Here is a 24,574-nt window from a genome sequence, read left to right as displayed (position 1 = left end):
GTGGGGGCATTCAGTGTGCCCCCACCGTCGTCAGCCTCGCCCGTTGCTGTTCCCGTTGCCATTTCCGTTCCCGTTCCCATTGCCGCCGGTGTCCGGGTCGCTCGGGTCGGCCGACTGGCTCGGGCTCGCGTCGGGCGACGTGCTGCGGGTACGCGTGCGGGTCGGCGCGGGCTCGGTGGGCTCGGCGGTGTCCTCCTCCTCGGCCGCGGGAGGCGGAGCCGCGGCCGTCGGAGCCGGGTCGGTGGCCCGGCCCCGACGGGTGGCCTCCGGTGCCGGAGCCGCGGCGCTGGCCGACGCGGACGGCTGCGTCTTCGGTGCCGCCGACGTCGCCGAAGCCGACGGCGACGGCTTCTCGTCCTTCTCGTTGATCCCGGCCTTCATGACGTCCGGACCGGCGACGAGGCTCACGATGATGCCGATCAGGAACAGCAGCGCGATGACGCCGATCAGGCGGAACAGCAGCTTGATGCGCTTCTGCCGCTTGCCGCTGCCGTCCACGAACACCGGACGCAGGTCGTCGGGCCGGGAGAACATCTGCGTGGCCTGGTCGTCGCCACCGGCCGGCAGGCCCTCGATCAGCGGCATCTCGTCCGGACGCCGGATCATCTGGGTGGCGGCGTCGTTGGCCGGGGGGCCACCGACCCTGGTCGCGCCCAGGCCGGGCGGCGGGGGGCCGCCGGCGGCGCCGGACGAGGGCCGCGGGACGAACATCTGGGTGGCCTGGTCGTCCTCGGTGCGTAACGCGCGGTCGAGGGGGGAACGGTCGCCGGCCTTGGGCAGGATCATCGTCGACTCGGAGTCGATGTCCGGCGGGGGTGCCGGGACGTCGCGGCGCGGGCCGTCGGCCGGCGGGCGGGCCGCGGGGATCGGGCGGGTTTCCGGGCCGGCGCCCCGGCCCAGGGACGGCAGGCCGAGTTCCTCCGGGCGGACGCGCCGGGTGGCCTGCTCCGCCTCGTCGTCGTAACCGCCGCGGCGGCCGCGGTCGTCGTAACCGCGCTCGTCGCCCCGGCCCCGGCCCCGGTCGCCGTAGTCGTCCCGCCGGGCCCGGCCGCGGTCGTCGTACCCGCCCCGGTCGTCGCGTGAGCCCCGGTCGTCGCGTGAGCTCCGGTCGTCGCGGGGGTCCCGGCCGCCGCGGTCGTCGTAACCGCGGTCGTCGCGGGAGCCGCGGTCGCCCCGGTCGCCCCGGTCGCCCCGGTCGCCCCGGTCGCCCCGGTCGTCGTAGCCGCCGCGGTCGTCGTACCGACTCCGGTCGTCGCGGGGGTCCCGGCCACCGCGGTCGTCGTAACCGCGGTCGTCGCGGCTGCTGCGGCCGCGCCCGTCGTACCCGCGGTCGTCGTAGCGGCCCCGGTCGTCGTAGGCGTCCCGGCCACCGTCGTCGTACCCGCCGCGGTCGTCGTAGCCCGCGCGCTGGTCGTACCCGCCCCGATCGTCGCGCGGGTCCCGCTCGTCGCGGGAACTCCGCTCGTCACGCCCGCCCCGCTCGTCGCGCCCGCCCGCGCGGTCGTCGCGTGAGGCGCGGTCGTCGTACCCGCCCCGGTCGTCACGCCCGCCCCGGTCGTCCCCGCGACGGCCGGTCTCGTAACGGCGGTCGGCGAACTCCTCGTCGGCGTAGCGCTCCCGCGACGGACGGGCCTGCGGCGGTGCCGGTGGTGCGGGCGGGGCCGGTGGACGGGGTGGGGACTGCCGGGTCGGCTCGGAGCTGGATCGGCCGCGCGGACGGTAGGCGTCGCCCTCGGGCGAACGCGGCTGACGGTAGGCCGTCGCGTCAGCGTCCGCACCGCGGGGAAGGTCGTACGTCCCACCACTGGAGCGGGCGTCGTCATACCGATAGCCGGGAGCCATGGCTTTCAGGGTAAAGCGTTCGGTGTGCGGCTCACGATCTGGTGGTGACAGTTCGGTCCGTTCGGCCGGTCAACCGGCTACGTTCGCTCAGCGTCGACAGTGCGTAGTGTCGACCCGGACAACCGCGATCGGGTGGGGTGAGCTGGGTGGACGTCGGCCGACCGGGGGTGAGGACCGTTGTCGTCGGCAACGTGACGCACTGGGACGAGCACGCCGTCCGGGCCCTGGAGGCGCTCGCGGCCACGGGGCGTGACCTCACCGGCGACGTGCGGGTGGTCGTCCTGGAGCTCGACGGCTCGCTCACGCCGAGCGGTCGATCCACTACGGAGAGTTTCCGGGCGCGGTTGGCCGCACTGTCCGAAGCGGAGTGCGACGCCGTGCTGGCCGGCTACCAGGACGCGGTGGCGTGGTTGCGGCGGGCCGACACGGTCGCGGTGGCCGCCGCCCGTGGCCCGCTCGCCGGCCCGGCCGCCGAACTCGCGCTCAGCTGCGATCTGCGGGTGTTCGCGCACGACGTGTCGGTCACGTTCGGCGGCCCGCCGCTGCTCGGGGTGGCCGGTCGGCTCGTGGCGTCGGTCGGCGCCGGGCGCGCGGCCGACCTCGCGCTGACCGGCCGGCCGGTGGCCGCCGCCGAGGCCGAGCGGCTCGGGCTGGCGACCCGCGTGGTGCCGGGCTCGGACCTCGCCGCCGCGACCGACGACCTGGTCGCCGGCCTCCTCGCGGCCGACCGGGCCGTCCTCGCCGAGACCAAGGCCCTCTTCGCGGCCCCGACCCCCGCCGCCGAACGCGGCGCCTTCGCCCGCCTGGCCCGCGAGCCCTGACCCGCGTGCCCCGACCCCGCGTGCCCCGACCCCGCGTGCCCCGACCCCGCGAGCCCCGACCCCGCGAGCCCCGACCCTGCGGTCACGCCGGCGGCGGTACCGAGGTGTCCACCACGATCGGCGCGTGGTCCGACGGGCCCTTGCCCTTGCGTGCGTTGCGGTCCACGTACGCGTCGGTCACCGTGCCCGCCAGCGTCGAGTCGGCGTAGAAGAGGTCGATCCGCATACCTTTGTTGTTGGGGAACGCCCCGGCGCGGTAGTCCCAGTACGTGAACGGGTGGTCGTACTTCAACGGCCGCGGGAACACGTCGACCAGCCCCGCCTCGCGGAGCGCGGCCAGCGCGGCCCGCTCCGGCGGGGTGACGTGCGTCGAGGCGACGAAGACGGCCGGGTCCCACACGTCGTCATCGGTCGGCGCGACGTTGAAGTCGCCGGTGACGACGAACGGGCCCGCGCCGAGCTCGGACGCCACCGTACGCTGCAGCGCCTCGAACCACGCCAGCTTGTACTGGTAGTGCGGATGGTCCGGCTCGCGGCCGTTCGGCACGTAGATCGACCAGATCCGCACGCCTCCGCAAGTCGCGCCGATCGCCCTGGGCTCCGGGTCGGGGAAGCCGGGCTCGTCGATCAGCCCTCGGGTGACGTCCTCCAGCCCGACGCGGGACAGCAGCGCCACCCCGTTCCACCGCCCGTTTCCGTGGGCGGCCGCCCGGTAGCCGAGTTCGGCGACGGCGTCGGCCGGGAACGCCTCGGTCGTGGTCTTGATCTCCTGCAGGCACAGCACATCCGGCTTCGTCTCCGCCAGCCACTCGAGCAGCCGGGGGAGCCGCGCGGTCACCGAGTTCACGTTCCAGGTCGCCAGGCGCACGCTCCCATCCTGCCAGCGCGGTGGAATCACCCTGCTGATTACAGCGTTGCAGCGGCCATGACCCAACCGATGGCCGCGATGGAGATGATGCGGTCGCTGCGTCGTGACCGCGGCGAGGCGCGCAAGCTCCCACCCGGCACCTGGAAGCGCATCCTGGCGTTCGCGAAGCCCTACCGGCGCGACATCGTGGTGTTCCTGACCGCGACCGTCGTCTCGAGCGTGATCGCGGTCGTGACGCCGGTGCTGGCCGGCCGCGTCGTCGACGCGATCAACCGGGGCGGGCCCCGCAGCACCGTCGTCACGGTCGCGGTGGTGATCGCCGGGCTGGCCGTGGTCGACACGGTGCTCTCGATGGTGGGCCGCTGGTTCTCGTCCCGGATCGGCGAGGGCATCATCCTCTCGCTGCGCACCCGGGTCTTCGCCCACGTGCAGCGCATGCCGGTCGCGTTCTTCAGCCGGACGCAGACCGGCGCGCTGGTCAGCCGGTTGAACAACGACGTGATCGGGGCGCAGCGGGCGTTCACGTCGACGCTGTCGGGCGTGGTCTCCAACGTCATCGCGCTGGTGCTGACGCTCGCCGTCATGCTGACCCTGTCCTGGCCGATCACGCTGGCCGCGCTGGTGCTGCTGCCGGTGTTCGTGCTGCCCGCGCGCCGGGTGGGGCGACGGCTGGCCGGGATCACCCGGGAGGCGGCCGAGCTCAACGCGTCGATGAACACGACGATGACCGAGCGGTTCAACGTCGCCGGCGCGATGCTGGTCAAGCTGTTCGGCCGCCCCGAGGACGAGGAGGAGGCGTTCGGGGCCCGCGCGGCCCGCGTGCGTGACGTCGGCGTGCTCTCCGCGGTCTACTCCCGGGCGTTCTTCGCCGCGCTGACGCTCGTCGCCGCGCTGGCCACCGCGCTGGTCTACGGTGCGGGCGGTTGGCTCGCGCTGGCCGGTGGCCTGTCGGCCGGCACCGTGGTCAGCCTGGCGTTGCTGCTCACCCGCCTCTACGGCCCGCTCACGGCCCTCTCCAACGTGCAGCTCGACGTCGCGAGCGCGCTGGTGAGCTTCGACCGGGTCTTCGAGGTGCTGGACCTGGAGCCCGCGCTCACGCCCGGTTCGACGACGATCCCGGCGGGCGCGCGCAGCGTCGAGTTCCGCGGGGTGTCGTTCAGCTACCCGGCCGCCGACGAGGTGTCGCTCGCCTCGCTCGAGGACGTCGCCGTGCTGGACACGGCCCCGCGCACGCCGGTGCTGCACGACATCGACTTCGAGGCCCGGCCGGGCCAGCTGGTCGCGCTGGTCGGCCCGTCCGGGGCGGGCAAGACCACGATCTCGTCGCTGGTGCCGCGCCTCTACGACGTGGACGCCGGCGCGGTGCTCGTCGGCGGGGTCGACGTGCGTCAGGCGACGACGGCGTCGCTGCGGAACGCGGTCGGCGTCGTCACGCAGGAGGCGCATCTCTTCCACGACACGATCCGGGCCAACCTGCTGTTCGCCCGCCCCGGCGCCGCCGAGGACCAGCTCTGGGACGCGCTGCGCCGGGCCCGCATCGAGCCCCTGGTGCGCTCGCTCCCGGACGGTCTCGACACGGTGGTGGGGGAGCGCGGCCACCGCCTGTCGGGCGGGGAGAAGCAGCGGCTCGCGATCGCCCGGCTGCTGCTCAAGGCGCCCGGTGTCGTCATTCTGGACGAGGCGACCGCGCACCTGGACACGGACTCCGAGCGTGCCGTGCAGCAGGCGCTGGACGAGGCGCTCGCCGACCGCACCGCGCTGGTGATCGCGCACCGGCTCTCCACCGTCCGCAACGCCGACCTGATCCTGGTCGTCGACGGCGGCCGGATCGTCGAACGCGGCACGCACGAGTCGCTGCTCGCCGCGGGCGGCCTGTACGCGACGCTCTACTCAGCCGGCAGTGCTCACGTTCCCAGTGCGACGTAGCTTCTGCCAGCGCAGCCGCGCGCCGGTGAGCGCCGTCGCCACGGACTGGATCAGCACGACGTACATCAGCTGCCGGTAGACGATCTGCTGCAGTGGGAACGCCCACAGCGGGCGCAACGGTTCCTGGTCGAGCCGGAACGCCACCACCGCGATGATCAGCTGCACGGCGAGCATGCCCAGCCACCCGACGACGGTCAGGCCTGCGTCGTAGTAGAGCAGGCCGTAGATCAGGAAGATGTCGATCAGCGGTGCCAGCAGCGGCAGCACCACCCCGAACAGGGCCAGGAACGGCAGCCCGATCCGTCCGAAGCGGCCGGACGGGCCGCGGTCGAGGAACGCGCCGCGGTGCTTCCACATCGCCTGCATCGTCCCGTAGGTCCAGCGGTAGCGCTGGGTGGCCAGCTGCCCGATCGTGGCCGGGGTCTCGGTCCACGCGCGCGCCTGGTCCTGGTAGACGACGCGCCAGCCGGCCCGGCTCAGCGCCATGGTCAGGTCGGTGTCCTCGGCGAGCGTGTCGTCGCTGACGCCACCGGCCTGGGCCAGTGCCTCGCGCCGGAACGCGCCGATCGCCCCCGGCACCGTCGGCATGCAGCGCATGATCTCGTAGGCCCGGCGGTCCACCGCGAACCCGGTGACGTACTCGATGTGCTGCCAGCGCCCCAGCAGGCTGCCCCGGTTGCCGACCTTCACGTTGCCGGCCACCGCGCCCACCGCCGGGTCGGCGAACGGCCGGGCGAGCGCGCTGATCGAACCGGGCTCGAACAGCGTGTCGCCGTCGACCATCACGACGATCGGGTAGTCGGTCTCGGCGGCGCCGATGTTCAGCGCCCGTGCCTTGCCGCCGTTCGCCACCCGGATGACCTTCACGTTCGGGAAGCGCAGGGCCTCCACCAGGTCGGCCGTGCGGTCGGTGGAGCCGTCGTCGACGACGACGACCTTGACCGGCACCTCGTTGCCGTCGGCGTCGCGCCCGACGTAGTCGCTGGCGGCCAGCGACCGGACGGCCGCCTCGATCCCGGCGCTCTCGTTGTAGGCCGGCACCACGACGGTGACCGGCAGCGTCACCGGCTCGGTGTAGGCCTTCCGGCGGGTGGCCAGGTGCCGGACGGTCAGCAGCAGCATCAGCGCCAGCCGGCCGACCGTCAGCACGCCGACGATCAGGATCAGCGCCGTGCACACGAGCACGAACTGGTGGGCCAGCCAGATGCCGTAGAGCACCGCGCGCCCCCGGAGCAGCTCGCTGTGGGTGGCGTCCCGGTGCACCTCGGCGGTGACGTCGGTGGCCCCGAAGTCGATGCCCTCCGACAGCGTCGTGAACGTGTACCCGAGCTTCTTCATCTTCGGGATGTAGAGGTCGAGCGCGGCGACGGTCTCGGCCCGGTTGCCACCGGCGTCGTGCATGAGCACGGCCGCGCCCTTGCCGCCCTCGGGAGTGGCGTTCTCGACGATCTTGCCTACCCCCGGGCGGGCCCAGTCCTCGCCGTCCACGTCCGCGACGACCGTGACGTACCCCAGCCCACCGGCTTCCTTGATGATCGGCCAGTAGGTGTTGTCGATGGCGTCGGCGGTGGAGGAGTACGGGAAGCGCAGCAGCGACGTGGTGTCGCCGGTCGCGCCGACCACCGCCATCTGGGTCGCCGAGTACTGCAGGCGCCGTTCCCAGGCGCCGATCGTCGACATGTCCCGGTGGGTGAACGTGTGGATCCCGATCTCGTTGCCCTCGCGGTGCACGCGCTCGACCATCGCCGGGTCCTCGGTGATGCGTGCGCCGACCATGAAGAACGTGGCGTCGATGTCGTGCTTCTTCAGCACGTCGAGGATCTTCGGGGTCCAGGTCGGGTCGGGTCCGTCGTCGAACGTCAGCGCGATCGTCTTCTCCTTCATGCGGAAGGAGGAGGTCGTGCGGCCGAGCGTCGTGTCGATCACCGGGCCGCCGTCGGTGATCTGGTCCGGGACGTCGGTGGAGCTGCCGGCCTCGTGGACGGTGCTCGACGCGCCGACCGAGGCGGTGGCGACCGCGTTGAGGAACAGGATCGCGCAGAGAAAGACCAGGAGGATGACGACCAGCGGCACGCGTCCGCGTGCTTTGCGCTCGCCGCGCATCTCCTCGTGCGGGCTCGGTGTCCGGTTCCGCAGCCCGCGCCGGAAACGCCAGGCCGCGGGCGGCCGGGGTTCCTCGGTGTCGAAGGTCGGGGGCGCCGACGGGATCGGGGGGGTGTCCGGTTCTCCCCGTACGGGCTCGGCGGGATCGGGGCGGTCGGACCGGGCCATCGCAGTCCTTCGGTCGGCGGGCGGTTCACGGCCGCCACGCCCGGCCCCGGCTACCCGGCGGTCGTGCTCGCGCTCGCGGTCGCCGACGCGGTGGGTGTCGGCATCGCGGTCGAGAGATCGACCGACGTGCCGAACAACCCGCTGGCCAGCACGCCGAGGCTGACGACGAAGGCCAGGCAGAGCGCCACTGCGAGGATCCGTAACCGGCGGGCACGGCGCCCGGTGCTGTCGACGAAGACGGGGCCATGAGTGACGGTGAGTAGTTCAGTGCGGTCCATGGAATCAAGCCTAGAAGCGTAATGAACCACGCTAATCGGACTCACAGACTTAACAAACCGCCCAAAATCGTCACCCGCTCGGCTCCGAATACGTACATTTCCCCACGAGCTTACCGTTAGGGGAAGCTACTCCTCGTCATTCCGGCGCCGTGCCGCTGGCTGTTCGGAAGTCTGATACATCCGAACGCCTCGAATTTCCCTACCCTGCGTTACCGCCTACGCGCCGAGGGCGATCCAGGTGGCGCGGTTGACGACCCCGGTCACCGGCAGGCGGTGCGTCCGCTGGAAGATCTTCACCGCGTTCTGGGTCTTGGTGGCGAACGTACCGGTCACCGTGGGCAACTTCAGGCGCCGCTGCAGCGCGGTGACGGCCGCGCCCTTCGAGCCCACCTTGAGCGTGACGTTCTTGTACTGCGTGAGCGCGTTCACCGGCTTGGCGGGCGCGGTCGCCTTGGCGGGCGCCGCGGCGGGCTTGGCCGGGGCCGCGGCCGCCGGGGTCACCGGCGTGGTCGGCTTCGTGACCGGCGCGACCGGCTTGAGCGCGGCCAGGAGCACGCGCCAGGTCGCCGCGTCGACCACGCCGTTGGCCGGCAGGCCGTGCGTCGACTTGAACTGCGTCACCGCCTCGGTCGTGCCCGCCCCGAACGATCCGTCGGCGCTCAGGCCGAGCCCGGTCTGCAGCGCCTTCACCGCGTTGCCGCTCGCTCCGGCCTGCAGCTGCGCACCGGAGAACTTGACCAGGCCGGCGTAGGCGGCGCTGGACCCCGCGGGGGCGGTCAGCTTCGCGTACGAGGTGCACTTGGTGGCGTTGGTCCCGCGGTAGGGCGCCGCGTAGTTCAGGTCGGAGGTCCGGCACGGACCGTAGTCGTTCGCCGCGACCGACCCGGACCAGAACGACGTCCGCTTCATCGCACCGGCCCACGAGAGGCTGAAGTGCACGTGGTCGCGGTGGCAGGTGGTGTCCATGCTCGCCTCGGGGTGCGACGCGCAGGTCGAGTACGGCTTCCAGACCTGGTTGTAACTGCCCCAGATCTTCCCGTCCCAGATGATGTACATGACGCCGAGCCGGCGGGCGTTCGCGAACTTGTTGCCGGCGGCGTCGGTGGCGAGCAGCCAGTCGAGCACCGCGGTGGCCTGCGCGGCCTGGGCCGGCTTGCGGATCGAGTTCATCCAGTCGACGGCACGACCGTCGTAGTGCTCGCTGTTCATCGTGCCGGTGCAGCCGCGGGTGACGCCGTACGACGTGTCCGGGTACGTGGTCTTCAGCAGCGTGCCGAGCGCGATCGAGCCGGGCTTGTCGACCCACTCGCAGGAGGTCTGCGGCACGTACGGTGCCAGCGACTCGATGCCGGTCGGCAGGCTCGCCGGAGCGGTCGGGGTCTTCGGGGCCGGCGTCGCGGCGGACGCGGCCACCGGGGCGACACCCAGCCCGGTGATCACGGACAGGGCGAGAGCGGCACCGAGAGCACGGACGCGGCGGCGGGTCGTCGAGTTCGTCACGGTGCACTCGTCGGCGCCGGACGGGTGCGGGCTGAACGGAACCGGGGCCACGCACCCGTCCCACTCCCGTGCGCTCACCGAGCGTCACGACAACCGGACGAAACGGGCGGGCAGCCCTATGACTGCCTCAAGATTTGGGATCGGACCTGCCGCCGGGCCGCACGCTGCGCTTAAGGTCCGCACAGATGTGTCGGAGCTGAAGGGGTGGGGGCAGGGTGGACGGTTACGCGGCTGCGGCGCAGTACTACGACCTGCTGCACGCGGAGCGGTCGGCCGCCAGGGCCTCGGCGTTGCTCGCGGCGGCCGGCAGCGAGGTCACCCACGGTGTCCTCGACCTGGGGGCCGGAACGGGCTCGGTGCTGGCCGCGCTCGCCGCCGAGGTGCCCGAGGTGCCGATCGTGGCGGTGGAGCCGTCGGTGGGGATGCGCACGGCGCTCTACGCCCGGCTGGCCGCGGACCCGGCCCTGCGCGCGCGCACCACCGTGCTGCCGGAGAACGCCGAGCGCTTCGCGGTCGCCGAGTTCGCCGACCTGGCCGTGTGTCTGGACACCAGCCCGGCGTTCCCGCCGCCGTACCGGCCCGACATCTGGGAGCGGGTGCACAACGCGCTCGTCCCCGGTGGGTTGTTCCTGCTCGACGAGCCGCGGCTGACCGAGCCGGTCGTGCAGCAGCCGCGTGAGCTCGGGCGGGCCACGGTCGGCACGCACACGGTCGTCGGGTCGGTGCGTGGCGAGCCCGCCGGGCAGCGTCAGTGGTGGGAGTACCGGTACACGGTGCTGGACGCCGAGGGCGAGGTGGTCTCCGAGGCCGAGACCGAGTTCTACACCTGGCCGGTGACGCCCGAGGAACTCCGCGAGGAGCTCACCGACGCCGGCTTCGTCGTCAAGGACGCTCTGGACGTCGGCGGCCCGGTTCTCCAGGCGCGCCGCTAGCGGCGGCGGACGGCCTCCTCGACCAGGTCGAGGACCGTGCCGAGCTTGGCGGCGGGGCGCCCCATCGCCAGGTGGAGCACCAGGCCGTCCAGCGCCAGCTCCAGGAACCGCTGGAGGGTCTCCAGGTCCACGTCCTCACGCAGGACGCCGGCCTCGCGTTGGCGCACCAGCCGGTCGTGCGTGGCCTGCGAGATCGCCTCCGACCGGGCCGCCCAACGCGCGGCGAAGTCCTTGTCGGTGCGCAGGCGCCGGGACACCTCGAGCTGCGTGCCGAGCCAGCCGGCCTGCTCGGGGCTGAACTCGTCGTCCAGCAGATTGCGCATCACCTGCACGAGGCCCTGCTCGGCGACGACCGCGGCCATCTCGGCGGCGTCGTCCTCGGCGACCGCGAGGAACAGCGACTCCTTGTCGCGGAAGTGGTGGAAGATCGCGCCCCGCGAGAGGCCGGTCTCCTCCTCCAGCCGACGCACCGTCGCACCCTCGTAGCCGTGCCGGGCGAAGCAGGCCCGTGCGCCGGCGAGGATCTCCTGCCGTCGAGCGTCGAGGTGCAGCTGGCTGACCTTGGGCATGCCCCGATCGTGACAGCCGGTGCCCGTTCTTGCAATCCGTACGTCTGGTTTGGTTGGCCGGCGCCCCCGTGGAGGCGCCGGCCCACGCTCAGCCCAGCAGGCTGCGGAGCACGTACTGCATGATGCCGCCGTGCCGGTAGTAGTCGGCCTCGCCGGGCGTGTCGATGCGCACGACCGCGTCGAACTCGACCCCGGTGTCGGTGGTGACCTTGACCGTCCGCGGCGTCGAACCGTCGTTCAGCGCGGTGACGCCGGTGACCGAGAACGTCTCCTCGCCGGTCAGCCCGAGCGACTCGGCCGACTCGCCGGCCGGGAACTGCAGCGGCAGCACACCCATGCCGATCAGGTTCGAGCGGTGGATGCGCTCGTACGACTCGGCGATGACCGTACGCACGCCCAGCAGCGCCGTGCCCTTGGCCGCCCAGTCACGCGAGGACCCCGAGCCGTACTCCTTGCCGGCCAGCACGACCAGCGGGGTGGACGCCGCCGCGTAGTTCTGCGCGGCGTCGTAGACCGTGGTCACCGGGCCGTCGGCGACGGTGAAGTCCCGGGTGAACCCGCCCTCGGTGCCCGGAGCGATCTGGTTGCGCAGCCGGATGTTCGCGAACGTGCCGCGGATCATCACCTCGTGGTTGCCGCGCCGCGACCCGTACGAGTTGAAGTCACGCCGCTCGACGCCGTGCTCGGTGAGGTACTTGCCGGCCGGCGAGTCCGCCTTGATCGCCCCGGCGGGGGAGATGTGGTCGGTGGTCACCGAGTCGCCGAGCTTCAGCAGCACCCGGGCGCCCTCGATGTCGGTGACCGGCGTCGGCTTCTCCGGCATGCCCTCGAAGTACGGGGGCTTCCGGACGTAGGTCGACTCGGCGTCCCACTCGAACACGTTGCCGGTCGGCGTCGGCAGGTTCTGCCAGCGCTCGTCACCGGCGAAGACGTCCGCGTAGTCGCGCGAGAACATCTCGCTGTGGATCGCGGAGGCGATGACCTCCTCGACCTCCTGCGGCGACGGCCAGATGTCGCTCAGGTACACCGGCGTGCCGTCCGAGCCCGTTCCCAGCGGCTCGGTGGTGATGTCGATGTCCATCGAACCGGCCAGCGCGTACGCCACCACGAGCGGCGGCGAGGCCAGGTAGTTCATCTTGACGTCGGGGTTGATCCGGCCCTCGAAGTTGCGGTTGCCGGAGAGCACCGCGGACACCGCGAGGTCGGCCTCGTTGATCGCGGCCGAGATCTCGTCCTGCAGCGGGCCGGAGTTGCCGATGCACGTCGTGCAGCCGTAACCGACCAGGTTGAACCCGATCTTGTCGAGGTACGGCGTGAGCCCGGCGCGGTCGTAGTAGTCGCTGACGACCTTCGAGCCCGGGGCCAGCGTCGTCTTCACCCACGGCTTGCGGGTGAGGCCACGCTCGACGGCCTTCTTGGCCAGCAGCGCCGCGCCGATCATCACCGACGGGTTCGACGTGTTCGTGCACGAGGTGATCGCCGCGATCGTCACGGCGCCGTGGTCGATCTCGAACGACGTGCCGTCCGAGAGCGTCACCGGGGTCTTCTTCGACGGCCGGCCGTTCGTGCCCGGGGCGTTGTGGTGCGGCTTGTCGGCCTCGGTCGAGCGGCCGTTGGCGGGGGAGTCCGACGCCGGGAACGACTCCGCCGACGCCTCGTCGGTGGGCCCCTCGGCGACGTCGACGGCCGAGACGTATTGCGCGTCGTCGGTCACGTAGGTGCGGATGTCGCCGCGCCACTGCGCCTTCGACTCGGACAGCACGATCCGGTCCTGCGGACGCTTCGGGCCGGCGATCGACGGCACGACCGTCGACAGGTCCAGCTCGAGGTACTCGGAGAACACCGGCTCGACCGACGGGTCGTGCCACATGCCCTGCTCCCGCGCGTACGCCTCGACCAGCGCGAGCTGCTGCTCGGGCCGACCGGTGAGCCGCAGGTAGTTCACGGTCTCGGCGTCGATCGGGAAGATCGCGGCGGTGGAGCCGAACTCGGGGCTCATGTTGCCGATCGTGGCCCGGTTGGCCAGCGGCACCGCGGTGACACCCTCGCCGTAGAACTCGACGAACTTGCCGACCACACCGTGCTTGCGCAGCATCTCGGTGATCGTCAGCACCAGGTCGGTGGCGGTGGTGCCCTCGGGCAGCTCACCGTTCAGCTTGAAGCCCACGACCCGCGGGATCAGCATGCTCACCGGCTGGCCCAGCATCGCGGCCTCGGCCTCGATGCCGCCGACGCCCCAGCCCAGCACACCCAGCCCGTTGACCATCGTGGTGTGCGAGTCGGTGCCCACGCAGGTGTCGGGGTAGGCGACCCCGTTGCGGACCATGACCGTGCGGGCCAGGTGCTCGATGTTCACCTGGTGCACGATGCCGGTGCCCGGCGGCACGACCTTGAACTCGTTGAAGGCGCCCTGGCCCCAGCGCAGGAACTGGTAGCGCTCCAGGTTGCGCTGGTACTCCAGCTCGACGTTGCGCGCGAACGCGTCCGGCGCGCCGAACACGTCGGCGATCACCGAGTGGTCGATGACCAGCTCGGCCGGCGCCAGCGGGTTGATCTTCGCCGGGTCGCCACCGAGCTCCGCGACGGCCTCACGCATCGTGGCGAGGTCCACCACGCACGGAACGCCGGTGAAGTCCTGCATCACGACCCGGGCGGGCGTGAACTGGATCTCGGTGTCCGGCTCGGCCTGCGGATCCCAGTTCGCCAGCGCGCGGATGTGATCGGCGGTGACGTTCGCGCCGTCCTCGGTCCGCAGCAGGTTCTCGAGCAGGACCTTGAGCGAATACGGAAGCTTCGCGATCTTGTCCTGGAGGCCCTCGACGGCGTTCAGCCGGAAGATCTCATAGTTCTCGTCGCCGACCGTGAGCGAGCCGGCCGACCCGAAACTGTCGATGCGCGGGGGGGAGCCCTCTGACACGTCGCACTCCTTCGTCGGTTCTCGTCGCCAGTCTCGCCTACCGGTCACGCTCCGCTGCAGGCGGCTGGCCTCTGGCATTAAAACCGTACGTCCGTCTTGCATCCTACCCGATGCGGGCCGGAGTCTTGTCTTCGGCTTACCCACTCGACCGGGCTTCTGTCGGTTCACGACGATGTTTACGCCTGCCGGGCGGGCGCCGCGCGCTTCCGCGACCGCCGCGCGCCCGCTCCGGCCGAGTCGTCCCGCTCCACCGTCGTGGCCGGGGAGGGTTCCCTCGCGCTCCCTCACTGCCCCCGGGCTCGCCCGATCGCCTCGACCAGCCGCCGGACGTCCTCCCGAAAGGTGGCGTGCTGCACGGCTCCCGACCTTCGGCGTGCTGGTTCGATGGCTTGGTGTAGCTACCTCACCACGGTTGGTGGTGTCGGGCCAGCGGGCCGCCGGGGGTCAGAACTCGGACCAGTCGGGGTTGGCGGGGGTGCCGGTGGTCTGGAGGTTGGCGTCGTAGTCGCTGCCAAACCAGTCGGTGCCGATCAGGAACGCGCGGTCCAGGTCGGCGTCGATGCCGTACAGGTGGGCGCGGTGCGGGCCGTCCTCCAGCGCGAACGCCTTGGTCGTGCACTGGCCCGGCGGCACCGTCTGGGAGCGTGACTTGTCGCGGAACACCGCGTAGCTGGCGTACGAGCCCCGCGCGCACAGCGTGAATCGGGCCCCGTACCGCGTCCCGGTCGGGCTCGCTGCGGCCGACACCTGCTGCTGGGCCGCCGATGACGGCTCCGGGGACTCCGAGGGTGACGACGAGCAGGCCGCTACCACCAGCACCGTCAGCAGAACACAGATACGCACACCCTCAGCGTGCCCGTTTCATGCCCTGATGAACGGTTTACTCCGTCGTGTAATCGGGCGAATCGATCGTGCCGGTCGCGGTGACCTTGCCGTCCGCCCCGATCTCGTCCTCGCCCACCTCGAACGGCGTCGTGCCCTCGAGGCCGTAGATCTTGACGCTGTGCTCTTCCTCGTCCGCGAGCGCCTGCGTCACGCACTTGCCGGGCTGCGCGGTCGCGCTCTTCTTGTTGGCGTCGTCGGGCAGCACGACGTACGTGGCGTAGTTGCCCTTCGCGCACACCTGGAACGACACCGCCGCGGCCGGGTCACCCGCCGCGGGCTCGGCGCCCGAGTCGTCGTTCTCGGCCGCCGCTTCGGTGACGTGCGGCTTCGCGCCCGTCACCTCCGCATAGGCGACGGACCCGCCGATCACCAGCAGGGAGACTACGGAGAGGACCGGTAAGGCCCAGGACGAGGCACGCACGCCTTCAATCTGACCACGTCCGGGGCTCGCAAACCCCATCCTGGGCGCGTTCCTACACCATCCTTAACTTCGAAACCGCCCGTTAACCGGGAAGCCGGAGCCCGGCGGCCCGCTCGGCCGCCATCCACGCCTCCACCTCGTCCGCCGCCCGGGGCAGCGCCGCCGACAGCACCTCGGCGCCGTCCGCGGTCACCAGCACGTCGTCCTCGATGCGGACGCCGATGCCGCGGTACTCGGCCGGCACGGTCAGGTCGTCGGGCTGGAAGTACAGGCCCGGCTCCACGGTGAGGACGTTGCCCGCCGCGAGCACACCATCCAGATAGGTCTCCGCCCGCGCCTTCGCGCAGTCGTGGACGTCGAGCCCGAGCATGTGCCCGGAGCTGTGCAGCGTCCACCGGCGGTGCAGCCCGACCTCGTCGTCGAGCGACTCGGCCGCCGACACCGGCAGCAGGCCCCACTCGGCGAGCGCGCCCGCGATCACCCGCATGCAGGCACGGTGGATCTCCCGCCAGGACACGCCCGGCCGGATCACCGCGATGCCCGCCTCCTGCGCGGCGAGCACCGCCTCGTACACCCGGCGCTGGACCGGCGAGAACCGCCCGTTCACCGGCACGGTGCGGGTGACGTCGGCGGTGTAGAGGTGGCGGTTCTCGACCCCGGCGTCGAGGAGAAGCAGTTCACCGGGACGGCAGACGCCGTCGTTGCGCCACCAGTGCAGCGTGCAGGCGTGCGCGCCGGCGGCGGCGATCGTGCCGTACCCGACGGTGTTGCCGTCGTGCCGGGCACGCAGCCCGAACACACCGTCGACCAGGCGCTCGGAGGACTCGCGGTCGGCCGGCATCGCGCGGACCACGTCGGCGAACCCGCGCACGGTCGCGTCGACGGCGTCGCGGAGCTGGGTGATCTCCCACTCGTCCTTCACCAGGCGCAGCTCGTTGAGCGCGGCGACCAGTTGTCCGTCACGCAGCCCGTCGTCGGTGGCGGGCACGGCGGCGTCGACGGTCGGGTCGTACCCGCGCAGCACCCGGGTGGTAGCGGGGTCGAGCTCCCGGAGCGTTTTGTCCAGCTCGTCCAGCGAGACGCACCGCACCCCCAGCGCGGCGGACCACTCGTCGGCCGACCGGCGCGCCCCGACCCACAGCTCGCCGCCGCGGCTGCGGAAGAACTCGTCGGACTCCCGCGAGGCCCGGACCCGGACGTACAGCGTCGTGCTCTCCGGGCCGGCGACCAGCACCGCGTCCTGCTCGTAGCAGGTGGTGAGCCAGGCCAGGTCGGAGCCGGGACGGAACTCGTAGGAGGAGTCGTTGCTGCGGACCTTCGCGGTGCCGCTGGGGACGACGAGCGTCTCGCCGGGGAAGCGCTCGGCCAGCCGGGCGCGGCGGGAGGCGGTGAACGCGGCGGCGGCGTCGGGCTCGCGCGGACCGGCGACCGGCTCGGCCCACCCGGTGCGCATGAACTCGGCCAGCCGCTCGGGGACCGGGAGATCGTGGCTCGCGGTGGTGACCGCCGGGTCGGTCTCGGCCAGCTCGCCCTCGATTTGATTCTCGGTCATGCCCTCGAAAGTACCGCGCACCTGCGGCGATCGAGTAGCCCGTGCCCGCGCGCGGACGGAGTGGGCGGGCAATGGAAAAATAGCCGCCATGTGTGGACTGCTCACCTACGTCAGCGCCTGTGGCGACGCCTCCCATCGCCGGAACGGCCTCGCGAGTGCGTTGGAGAGCATCCACCACCGCGGGCCCGACGAGACCGGCGTGGTGGTCTCCGGCGACGACGTCGTGCTCGGCTTCAAACGGCTCGCGTTCATCGACGTCGAGCACTCGCACCAGCCGCTCGAGTACGCCGACGGTCGCTACGTCATCACGTTCAACGGCGAGATCTACAACTACCTCGACCTGCGCAAGCAGCTGTCCGAGGTGGGGGCGAGCTTCGCCACCGAGGGTGACACCGAGGCGATCGTCGCCGCGTACCACTACTGGGGGCCGGAGTTCGTCAGCCGGCTGCGTGGGATGTTCGCGTTCATCATCTGGGACCGGTTCGAGCGCACCGCGTTCGCCGCCCGCGACCAGTTCGGCATCAAGCCGCTGCACTACATCACCGCCGAGACCGGCATCTACGTCTCCAGCGAGAAGAAGGCGCTGCTGCCGTTCTCGCACGCCGCGGCGTCCGGCGACTCCGGCCTCGACCCGGCCGGGCTCTCCTACTACCTGACGCTGCAGTACGTGCCCGAGCCCGGCACGCTGCACAAGGACATCCAGCGCCTGGAGTGCGGCGAGTCGATGACCTGGAAGCCGGGGCAGCCGGTCACCCGGCACCGCTACTTCAAGCCCGACTTCCGGCCGACGCCCACCGACAGCCCCGAGCGGCTCTACGCCGAGATCCGCACCGTGCTGCACGAGTCGGTCGGGCTGCACCTGCAGAGCGAGGTGCCGATCGGGGCGTTCCTGTCCAGCGGCATCGACTCGACCGCGATCGTCGCGCTGGCCCGCGAGCACAAGCCCGACCTGCTGACGTTCACGGCCGGCTACGAGGTCGACGGGTACTCCGAGATCACGGTCGCCGAGCAGTCGGCCAAGTGGCTCGGGGTGCGCAACATCCCGGCGCTGATCACCGCGAACGACATGATGGACTCGCTGCCGCGGATCGTCTGGCACCTCGACGACCCGGTGGCCGACCCGGCGCTGGTGCCGCTGTACTTCGTCGCGAAGAAGGCGTCGGAGCAGGTCACCGCGGTGCTCTCGGGGGAGGGCGCGGACGAGTTCTTCGGCGGGTACGGCATCTACCGCGAGCCGCTCTCGCTCAAGCCGATCACGTCGCTGCCCGACCCGCTGCAGAAGGGCCTGCGCGCGGTCAGCAAGGTGATCCCCGAGGGCGTGAAGGGCAAGAGCTTCCTCGAGCGCGGCACGACGCCGCTGGCCGAGCGCTACTACGGCAACGCGCGGATGTTCACCGAGGCCGAGAAGCAGAAGCTGATGCGCCACTACGACCCGGCGTTCCAGTACACCGACGTCACCGAGCAGCACTACCGGGACGCGGCGTACCTCGACGAGGTCACCCAGATGCAGTACATCGACCTGTTCACCTGGCTGCGCGGCGACATCCTGGTGAAGGCCGACCGGATGACGATGGCCCACTCGCTCGAAGGCCGGGTGCCGTTCCTGGACATCGGCGTGTTCGACGTCGCCCGCCGGATCCCGCAGGAGCTGAAGGTCACCAGCAAGGGCATCCGGAAGTTCGCGCTGCGTCAGGCGCTCGAGCAGGTCGTGCCGCCGCAGATCGTCAACCGGCCGAAGCTCGGCTTCCCGGTGCCCACGCGGGTGTGGCTCAAGGGCGTCATGTTCGACTGGGCCCGCGGCATCCTGGCCGACTCGAAGGCCGACGACCTGCTCGACCTGCAGTACGTCGACCAGCTGCTGCAGGCGCACCGGGCGGGGGACGCCGACAACTCACGCAAGGTGTGGACCGTGCTGGTGTTCTGCGTCTGGCACTCGATCTTCGTCGAGGGCCGCATCGATCCGCGCCCGGCGCCGGCCGAGTCCGCGCTGCTGACGAAGCGGGCGGTGCGGCAGCGCTAGAGCTTCCCGTCCAGGAAGGCGTAGGCGCGTTCCACGGCCAGCGGCGACGCGAACGGAGCCTTCGCGGCCACCTCGGCGGCGGGCGCGTGGTCGCGCCACCCGTCCCGGCAGGCCCACTCGAGGGCGGTCAGGTCGGCGTGCTGGGCCTTGACCTCGTCCAGGCTCATCGCGACGCCGTGGCCGGGTACCACCGTGCCGGGCGCCAGCTCCACCAGCGCGGCGACCGTGCCGGCCCACTCCAGCGGCCACGAGTCGTCGAACGAGGGCGGGGCGCCGTTCTCCACGATGTCGCCGGCCAGGACGACGTCGGCGTCGGGCACCACGACCACCAGGTCGTTGTCGGTGTGGGCACGGCCCAGGTGACGCAGGTCGACGCGGCGGTCACCGAGGTCGAGCGTGGCCTCGCCGGACACGGGACGGTTCGGGCCGCGCAGCGTGACCCCGCGCACGTCCGGGATCGACGGGTACTCGGCGGCCACCTCGGCCACCCGGGCCGCGCCGCCGTCGGCGGAGATCCAGCGCTCGTACCGGGCGACGCACTCGGTGTGGGCCCAGATCTCGGTGCCGGGTTCGGGGGCCAGCACCGCGTTGCCGTAGCAGTGGTCGAAGTGGTGGTGGGTGTTGACGACCCGCCAGGGCAGCGGGGTGACCCGGTGGACGGCGTCGGCCAGTTCGCGCGCCTGCGCGTCCGTCGAGAGCGTGTCGACGACGAGCGCGCCCGCGCCGCCCACCACGAGCACCGCGTTGACGTCCAGCACGGGCTGGCGCCACACCAGCACCCGGTCGGCCACCTCGACCCAGTCGGTCGTCATCGCACTCCCTCGTTCGCGGCCGGGATCCCGCCGCGCTGATCGTCGGACCGCTCGGCCTTCGGCAGCCGGGCGAGGAACCGGGCGCGGTCGATCGCCGCGCGCTCCACCGTGACCTCGGCGACGACCCGCCCGTCGGGCGCCTCGACGGCGTCCACGTCGTCGCGGACCACCACCGTGAACCGCAGCGCGCGGCCGTCGACGGTCTCCAGCGTCGCGGTGGCGGTGGCCGTCGCGCCGACCGGCGTCGGCAGCCGGTGGGCGAGCTCCACCCGGACGCCGACCGACGTCATCTCCGCGGGCAGCGCCGCGCGGACGGCGTCGACGGTGGCGGACTCGGCCAGCGCGAACAGCCGTGGTGTCGCGAGCACCGGGACGTCACCGGACCCGACGGCCTCCGCGGTGTCGGCATCGGTCACCGTGAGTGCGGCCCGACCGGTCAGCCCCAGCGGCAGGTACATGCCGCGAAGCCTATGCGGTGGCCCGGATCGCGACCCGCGGGAGGGCCGGTGCCCGGACCCCGGTGGTCTCGGCACAGAAATTTCGACGACTGACGTCCACCGGACACGCACGTACGGCTGGCCCTCGGCGTCGTGTACGCATAGCGTTTGTGCGCATGAGGGACGGGCAGGCGGTCGCGGGCTGGATCGCGGACGCAAATCGGGTGACCGCACTGACAGGTGCGGGAATCAGTACCGATAGCGGCATTCCAGACTTTCGTGGACCCAATGGTTTGTGGACCCGCAATCCGGGCGCTCAGCGCCTGTTCACGTTGCGGGACTATGTGTCCGATCCCGATATCCGGCGGGAGGCCTGGCAGATCCGCCGGGCGCACGCGGCCTGGACGGCCAGACCGAACGCGGCGCACTACGCGCTCGTCGACTTGGAGGCCGGTGGGCGGCTACGCGCGGTGATCACCCAGAACATCGACGGGCTGCACCAGCTCGCCGGCACCAGCGAGGACCTGGTGATCGAGGTGCACGGGTCGCTCTACGAGGTGGAGTGCCTCTCGTGCGGCTCGCGGTTCGCGATGTCCGACACGCTCGAGCGGGTGGCCGGCGGCGACGAGGACCCGGCCTGCCTGCGCTGCGGCGGCATCCTCAAAGCGGGCACGATCTCGTTCGGCCAGCCGCTGGTGCCCGAGGTGTTCGCGAAGGCCAGGGCCGCCGCCGCGGACTGTGACCTCTTCCTCGCGATCGGCACGTCGCTGTCCGTGCAGCCGGTGGCCGGCCTGCTCGACGTCGCCAAGAAGCAGGGCGCGAAGATCGTCATCCTGAACGCCGAACCGACGCCGTACGACCAGGTCGCGGACGCGAAGCTCTCCGAGCCGCTCGGCACGCTGCTGCCGCGGCTGATCGGGGGCGACTCGTCACGCACGGCGTCCGCGGGGTGAACTCCGGCCGTCCGGTGGGGTGCCGGGCGGCTGTACCCTCGTCCGGGTGATCTTGGAGGACACCGCCACCCAGCCGCCACCGGAGCCGAAGCCCGGCACGACGAGTCGTCTGCGTGAGCTGTTCTCCAGCCGCCGGGTGTCGGTGCCCGTGTTCGCCGTGGCGTTCGCGGTGTACTGGTACTTCGTCGGGTTGCCCACCGACCCGATGCTCGCCGCGATCTGGCTCTGGATGGGCACCATCGCGTTCCGGCCCGAGCAGCCGTGGCGCTACCACCTCGGGTTCGCCCGCGACTGGATCCCGATCGTCCTGCTGCTGGTCGCGTACGACTTCAGCCGCGGCCTGGCCGACAACGGCACCGCGCCGCACGTCACCGAGATGATCCACGCCGACGAGTGGCTGTTCGGCGGCACGCTGCCGACGCTCTGGGCGCAGGAACACCTCTACGACGCCGACCGGATCCACTGGTGGGACGTGCTGGCGTCGTTCACGTACTTCTCCCACTTCGTGGTGTGCCTCACGATCGCGGCCGTGCTGTGGTTCCGCAGCCGGCCGCTGTGGGGCGCGTTCATGCGGCGCTGGTTCACGCTGACCGCCGCCGGGCTGGTCACGTACTTCGTGTACCCGGCCGCGCCGCCCTGGTGGGCGCACGAGCACGGGTACATCGCGCAGGAGGTCGTCCGGATGTCCGGGCGGGGCTGGGAGGCCATCGGCCTGCACGGCGGCTCGAAGTTGCTGGCGGTCGGGCAGTCGATGTCGAACCCGGTCGCGGCGATGCCGTCGCTGCACTCGGCGTTCGCGATGTGCGCGGTGGCGTTCTTCCTGACGCGCGTGAAGAAGCGCTGGATCCCGCTGCTGCTGGCCTACCCGGTGCTGATGTCGCTGGTGCTGGTGTACACCGGCGAGCACTACATCATCGACGCGATCGTCGGGTACAGCTACGTGGCGATCGTGTACCTGGTGGTGTGGCTGGCGGAGCGCTGGTGGGCCCGGCGCAGCGGGCGCCGGGTCGGGGAGGCGGCCGAGTCCCTGCTGCGTGCGGCGGCGCCGGCCGCTCCGGCGGCGAGCGACGCGGCCTCGGCCGACGCCGCGGCCGCGGAGGTGGGCGCGGCCCCCGCGATCCCGCCGGGGGACGCGGAGCGTCAGTCCGTGCGCGGCTCGTCCGGCTCCGAGGCCTCCGACCGCGGGTAATCGGGGTCACGACGGGTTTCCGGGCTCTCCCCGGCCCGCGTCGTCCCGAGAAGGTGCGGTAGGCCCGAGAAGGCGTCGTTGGCCCCGGTGTCGGTGGCCCCGGTGTCTGTTGCCCCGGTGTCGGTGGCCCCGGTGTCGGTGGCCCCGGTGCGGTGCGCTCGGGCCAGGTCCACCAGCCTGGTCGCCACCCGGCCGGCGTCCGCGGTTGCCTGGTGGAGCACGGTCGGCGTGGTGTGGCCACCGGCCGGGTCGAGGTGCACCGACGCCAGGTCGAGCGCCCGCTGCCACGGCCCCTGCGAGATCCGGACGCTCTGCGCGCGGGCGAACAGCGCGACGTCGTGCCGCGCGGTCAGCCACCCGGACCGCGTCACCAGCGCCACGTCGGTGATCGCGTACGCGAGCCGGCGGTGCTGGAACGGTGCGCGCCGGCGGGCCCGCGGCGGCGCCGGCGTGAGCCCGAGCGCGTCCGGCCCGGCCTCCGGCACGGTCGGGAGCACGGCGTGCAGCACCGCGAACGCCTCCGCGGCCGACGCGACCGGCACGAGCGCGCTGCGCCCGCTCTCCTGCTCCCCGCCCTCGCCGTACCCGGCGACGTCGATCTCGATCCGCACCCAGCCGAACGGCCGCCACAGCAGTGGCCGCCGGATCCGCACCGCCTGGATCCGTGAGATCGGCACGGTCTGGTTACGCACGTCGAGCATGCCCCGGTGGACCCGCAGGCCGTCGGCGTCGCGCCCGACCGTGAACCCCCACTCGCCGAGCAGCCGGCGTACCGGCACCTGGATCAGGCCCACGATGCCGGACACGAACGTGAAGACGGTCGCGGTCGACGGGTCCTCGCTGGTGAACTCGAGGATCGGGAACACCAGCAGGAACGGGGCCGAGAGCGTGTTGAACGTGAGGAGCTGGGAGAGGATCAGCCGCTTGTGGTTCACCACGAACAGGCCGCCGACCGCGGTGGTCACCGCCGGTGCGTCGGCCGGCCGGTCGGCGTCGGCATCGGGGGCCGCGACCGGGCGGGCCGGTGCGCCCGCGTCGGCGGCCAGGCGCAGCAGGTGCACCCGGAGCCGTTCGGCCTCGCCGACCGTGAGGTAGGCGAGCGGCGCTTCGGCGTCCTTGCCGCCGCCGACGACCTCCATCCGCACCTCGGCCAGCCCGAACGGCCGGGCCAGCGCGGGGCGGACCACGTCGACGGCCTGGACGCGCTCGAGCGGGATCGTCCGCTGGCGGCGGGAGAGGATGCCGTCGCGGACGTGCAGTTCCCGGGCCGCGACCCGGAAGCCGGTGAAGCGCCAGGCGATCCAGGCGACGACGAACCAGCCGAGCACGATCACGGCCGCCGCGATCGCGACCGCGCGCCAGCCCGCGTTGCCCCACGCCTGGTACGAGACGAGTGCCCCGACGACACCGATGCCCCGCGCGCCCCGGATCAACGGGCTCAGCGGGTGCAACCGCCGGAACTCACCGTCGGCCGCCGCCGGAGCGAGCACGGGCCCGGTCGGCGCGTCATCGTTCGTCGCGCCGGAGACCGGCGGATGAGGGCTGGTCACAGGCCCGCGGCCCGGGCCTCGCCGAGGGCGGCCAGACGGTCGCGGAGGCGGGCGGCCTCCTCGGTGGGCAGGCCGGGGATCGCCGCGTCGGAGGCCGCGGCGGCCGTGTGCAACTGGACGGTGGCGATGCCCAGCGCGCGTTCGAGCGGCCCGGCCTTCACGTCCACGTACTGCATCCGCCCGTAGGGCACCACCGACAGCCGGCGCACGAGGATGCCGTGGCGCACCAGCAGGTCGTCGTCGCGTTCGGCATATCCCCAGGACCGCACGCTGCGGCTGACCGCGAACAGGCCCCAGCCGAGCGCGCCGAGGCCGAGGACGGCGATCGTCCAGGGCAGCCAGGTGACGTCGGTCCAGATCGCGGTCGACGCGACGGCGGCGAGGACCGGCACCAGCATCGTCAGCAGTCCGGCCCGCCGGACCCAGGCCAGGCGGGGGCTGACCGGCTGCCAGGGAGCGTCTTCCGGCCAGAGCGCCGGGTTCGTCGATACGGGGGCAGCCATACGTTCAGACTAGTGGTGAACGCCGAATACGGCCCTCAGCGCGTCAGCGGCTCGACCCCGAGCAGGAAACCACGCAGGTCGAGGAAGTTCGACAGGTGCTCGCGGTGTTCGTCGCACGCGGTCCACGTCTTGCGGCGATCAGCCGTGTGGATCTTCGGGTTCCGCCAGACGACGAGGTGCTGAGCCTCCTGGCTGCACCCCTTGGCTGAACAAACAGTCATCTCTACCTCTAGACACAAAGCGACGCCAGGCGACCACGGGGGAAGCCGCCTGACGTCGCCTGAATCTTACACCGCGCCGTGCAGCCGCTGTCCAGATCCGAAATCTG

Annotated in this window: 21 protein-coding genes; 6 read left to right on the top strand and 15 right to left on the bottom strand. The window is 72.0% G+C overall.

What is annotated here, in order from left to right:
* Nucleotides 1-30 precede the first annotated feature (30 nt).
* Complete coding sequence (locus tag ABD437_RS26270; protein ID WP_344651594.1) at nucleotides 31-1,842, bottom strand: hypothetical protein; 1,812 nt, start codon at nucleotides 1,840-1,842, stop codon at nucleotides 31-33.
* A gap of 191 nt (nucleotides 1,843-2,033) precedes the next feature.
* Between ABD437_RS26270 and ABD437_RS26265 the strand changes: the two genes are divergently transcribed.
* Nucleotides 2,034-2,663, top strand: coding sequence for an enoyl-CoA hydratase/isomerase family protein (locus ABD437_RS26265; RefSeq protein WP_344651593.1), 630 nt, complete (start codon nucleotides 2,034-2,036; stop codon nucleotides 2,661-2,663).
* Between the two features lie 82 nt (nucleotides 2,664-2,745).
* On the opposite strand, the gene ABD437_RS26260 is transcribed toward ABD437_RS26265, so the two are convergent.
* Nucleotides 2,746-3,531, bottom strand: coding sequence for an exodeoxyribonuclease III (locus ABD437_RS26260; protein WP_344651592.1), 786 nt, complete (start codon nucleotides 3,529-3,531; stop codon nucleotides 2,746-2,748).
* Nucleotides 3,532-3,588: 57 nt separating this feature from the next.
* Between ABD437_RS26260 and ABD437_RS26255 the strand changes: the two genes are divergently transcribed.
* Nucleotides 3,589-5,457, top strand: a complete 1,869-nt coding sequence (locus tag ABD437_RS26255) for an ABC transporter ATP-binding protein (protein ID WP_344651591.1) — start codon at nucleotides 3,589-3,591, stop codon at nucleotides 5,455-5,457.
* On the opposite strand, the gene ABD437_RS26250 is transcribed toward ABD437_RS26255, so the two are convergent.
* From ABD437_RS26250 to ABD437_RS26240, 3 genes are all read right to left on the bottom strand, one after another.
* A complete protein-coding gene (locus ABD437_RS26250) occupies nucleotides 5,422-7,728 on the bottom strand; it encodes a bifunctional polysaccharide deacetylase/glycosyltransferase family 2 protein (RefSeq protein ID WP_344651590.1) in 2,307 nt (768 codons plus the stop codon). The two genes, ABD437_RS26255 and ABD437_RS26250, sit on opposite strands and share 36 nt — an antisense overlap.
* A gap of 50 nt (nucleotides 7,729-7,778) precedes the next feature.
* Nucleotides 7,779-8,006, bottom strand: coding sequence for a hypothetical protein (locus tag ABD437_RS26245; protein ID WP_344651589.1), 228 nt, complete (start codon nucleotides 8,004-8,006; stop codon nucleotides 7,779-7,781).
* A gap of 216 nt (nucleotides 8,007-8,222) precedes the next feature.
* Nucleotides 8,223-9,584, bottom strand: a complete 1,362-nt coding sequence (locus ABD437_RS26240) for a peptidoglycan-binding domain-containing protein (protein ID WP_344651588.1) — start codon at nucleotides 9,582-9,584, stop codon at nucleotides 8,223-8,225.
* A gap of 137 nt (nucleotides 9,585-9,721) precedes the next feature.
* Between ABD437_RS26240 and ABD437_RS26235 the strand changes: the two genes are divergently transcribed.
* Nucleotides 9,722-10,438: an SAM-dependent methyltransferase gene (locus ABD437_RS26235; protein WP_344651587.1), complete on the top strand. Its 717-nt coding sequence runs from the start codon at nucleotides 9,722-9,724 to the stop codon at nucleotides 10,436-10,438.
* Here the strand turns inward: ABD437_RS26235 and ABD437_RS26230 are convergent.
* The 5 genes from ABD437_RS26230 to ABD437_RS26210 all read right to left on the bottom strand — a co-directional run bounded on the left by ABD437_RS26230 (nucleotide 10,435) and on the right by ABD437_RS26210 (nucleotide 16,782).
* Nucleotides 10,435-11,007, bottom strand: coding sequence for a TetR/AcrR family transcriptional regulator (locus tag ABD437_RS26230; RefSeq protein WP_344651586.1), 573 nt, complete (start codon nucleotides 11,005-11,007; stop codon nucleotides 10,435-10,437). The two genes, ABD437_RS26235 and ABD437_RS26230, sit on opposite strands and share 4 nt — an antisense overlap.
* Before the next feature lie 88 nt (nucleotides 11,008-11,095).
* Nucleotides 11,096-13,900, bottom strand: a complete 2,805-nt coding sequence (locus ABD437_RS26225) for an aconitate hydratase (RefSeq protein ID WP_425558245.1) — start codon at nucleotides 13,898-13,900, stop codon at nucleotides 11,096-11,098.
* Nucleotides 13,901-14,368: 468 nt separating this feature from the next.
* Nucleotides 14,369-14,767, bottom strand: a complete 399-nt coding sequence (locus tag ABD437_RS26220) for a hypothetical protein (RefSeq protein ID WP_344651584.1) — start codon at nucleotides 14,765-14,767, stop codon at nucleotides 14,369-14,371.
* 37 nt (nucleotides 14,768-14,804) lie between these two features.
* Complete coding sequence (locus tag ABD437_RS26215; protein WP_344651583.1) at nucleotides 14,805-15,230, bottom strand: hypothetical protein; 426 nt, start codon at nucleotides 15,228-15,230, stop codon at nucleotides 14,805-14,807.
* A gap of 82 nt (nucleotides 15,231-15,312) precedes the next feature.
* Nucleotides 15,313-16,782, bottom strand: a complete 1,470-nt coding sequence (locus ABD437_RS26210; RefSeq protein ID WP_344651582.1) for an aminopeptidase P family protein — start codon at nucleotides 16,780-16,782, stop codon at nucleotides 15,313-15,315.
* An 88-nt stretch (nucleotides 16,783-16,870) separates the two neighbouring features.
* Here ABD437_RS26210 and asnB point away from each other — a divergent pair, with 88 nt between their 5' ends.
* Nucleotides 16,871-18,802: an asparagine synthase (glutamine-hydrolyzing) gene (asnB, locus tag ABD437_RS26205; protein WP_344651581.1), complete on the top strand. Its 1,932-nt coding sequence runs from the start codon at nucleotides 16,871-16,873 to the stop codon at nucleotides 18,800-18,802.
* Here the strand turns inward: asnB and ABD437_RS26200 are convergent.
* Nucleotides 18,799-19,614: an MBL fold metallo-hydrolase gene (locus tag ABD437_RS26200; protein ID WP_344651580.1), complete on the bottom strand. Its 816-nt coding sequence runs from the start codon at nucleotides 19,612-19,614 to the stop codon at nucleotides 18,799-18,801. The two genes, asnB and ABD437_RS26200, sit on opposite strands and share 4 nt — an antisense overlap.
* Nucleotides 19,611-20,072: a thioesterase family protein gene (locus ABD437_RS26195; RefSeq protein WP_344651579.1), complete on the bottom strand. Its 462-nt coding sequence runs from the start codon at nucleotides 20,070-20,072 to the stop codon at nucleotides 19,611-19,613. The genes ABD437_RS26200 and ABD437_RS26195 overlap by 4 nt, the downstream gene beginning before the upstream one ends.
* 155 nt (nucleotides 20,073-20,227) lie before the next feature.
* Between ABD437_RS26195 and ABD437_RS26190 the strand changes: the two genes are divergently transcribed.
* The gene (locus ABD437_RS26190) at nucleotides 20,228-21,004 is read left to right on the top strand and encodes an SIR2 family NAD-dependent protein deacylase (RefSeq protein ID WP_344651578.1); all 777 of its coding nucleotides are present in this window, start codon (nucleotides 20,228-20,230) and stop codon (nucleotides 21,002-21,004) included.
* A 46-nt stretch (nucleotides 21,005-21,050) separates the two neighbouring features.
* On the top strand, nucleotides 21,051-22,193 hold the full coding sequence (locus ABD437_RS26185; protein WP_344651577.1) for a phosphatase PAP2 family protein: 1,143 nt from the start codon (nucleotides 21,051-21,053) through the stop codon (nucleotides 22,191-22,193).
* On the opposite strand, the gene ABD437_RS26180 is transcribed toward ABD437_RS26185, so the two are convergent.
* The 3 genes from ABD437_RS26180 to ABD437_RS26170 are packed head-to-tail and all read right to left on the bottom strand — an operon-like array spanning nucleotide 22,145 to nucleotide 24,467.
* Complete coding sequence (locus ABD437_RS26180) at nucleotides 22,145-23,743, bottom strand: PH domain-containing protein (RefSeq protein ID WP_344651576.1); 1,599 nt, start codon at nucleotides 23,741-23,743, stop codon at nucleotides 22,145-22,147. The two genes, ABD437_RS26185 and ABD437_RS26180, sit on opposite strands and share 49 nt — an antisense overlap.
* Nucleotides 23,740-24,246, bottom strand: coding sequence for a PH domain-containing protein (locus tag ABD437_RS26175; protein ID WP_344651575.1), 507 nt, complete (start codon nucleotides 24,244-24,246; stop codon nucleotides 23,740-23,742). The genes ABD437_RS26180 and ABD437_RS26175 overlap by 4 nt, the downstream gene beginning before the upstream one ends.
* Nucleotides 24,247-24,281: 35 nt before the next feature.
* The gene (locus tag ABD437_RS26170) at nucleotides 24,282-24,467 is read right to left on the bottom strand and encodes a hypothetical protein (protein ID WP_344651574.1); all 186 of its coding nucleotides are present in this window, start codon (nucleotides 24,465-24,467) and stop codon (nucleotides 24,282-24,284) included.
* Nucleotides 24,468-24,574: the final 107 nt, after the last annotated feature.

Source organism: Cryptosporangium japonicum (genome assembly GCF_039524755.1).
GTDB classification, from domain to species: Bacteria; Actinomycetota; Actinomycetes; order Mycobacteriales; family Cryptosporangiaceae; genus Cryptosporangium; species Cryptosporangium japonicum.
The sequence above is the reverse complement of the archived record's forward strand: the minus strand, read 5'-3'. Positions and strand labels throughout refer to the sequence as shown.

What these genes read in the sequence shown, in the direction of transcription:
- ABD437_RS26230 (WP_344651586.1), bottom strand. Translation starts at nt 11,007, where the DNA reads ATGCCCAAGGTCAGCCAGCTGCACCTCGACGCTCGACGGCAGGAGATC.
- ABD437_RS26210 (WP_344651582.1), bottom strand. Translation starts at nt 16,782, where the DNA reads ATGACCGAGAATCAAATCGAGGGCGAGCTGGCCGAGACCGACCCGGCG.
- ABD437_RS26270 (WP_344651594.1), bottom strand. Translation starts at nt 1,842, where the DNA reads ATGGCTCCCGGCTATCGGTATGACGACGCCCGCTCCAGTGGTGGGACG.
- ABD437_RS26195 (WP_344651579.1), bottom strand. Translation starts at nt 20,072, where the DNA reads ATGTACCTGCCGCTGGGGCTGACCGGTCGGGCCGCACTCACGGTGACC.
- ABD437_RS26175 (WP_344651575.1), bottom strand. Translation starts at nt 24,246, where the DNA reads ATGGCTGCCCCCGTATCGACGAACCCGGCGCTCTGGCCGGAAGACGCT.
- ABD437_RS26170 (WP_344651574.1), bottom strand. Translation starts at nt 24,467, where the DNA reads ATGACTGTTTGTTCAGCCAAGGGGTGCAGCCAGGAGGCTCAGCACCTC.
- ABD437_RS26250 (WP_344651590.1), bottom strand. Translation starts at nt 7,728, where the DNA reads ATGGCCCGGTCCGACCGCCCCGATCCCGCCGAGCCCGTACGGGGAGAA.
- ABD437_RS26245 (WP_344651589.1), bottom strand. Translation starts at nt 8,006, where the DNA reads ATGGACCGCACTGAACTACTCACCGTCACTCATGGCCCCGTCTTCGTC.
- ABD437_RS26200 (WP_344651580.1), bottom strand. Translation starts at nt 19,614, where the DNA reads ATGACGACCGACTGGGTCGAGGTGGCCGACCGGGTGCTGGTGTGGCGC.
- ABD437_RS26255 (WP_344651591.1), top strand. Translation starts at nt 3,589, where the DNA reads ATGACCCAACCGATGGCCGCGATGGAGATGATGCGGTCGCTGCGTCGT.
- asnB (WP_344651581.1), top strand. Translation starts at nt 16,871, where the DNA reads ATGTGTGGACTGCTCACCTACGTCAGCGCCTGTGGCGACGCCTCCCAT.
- ABD437_RS26190 (WP_344651578.1), top strand. Translation starts at nt 20,228, where the DNA reads ATGAGGGACGGGCAGGCGGTCGCGGGCTGGATCGCGGACGCAAATCGG.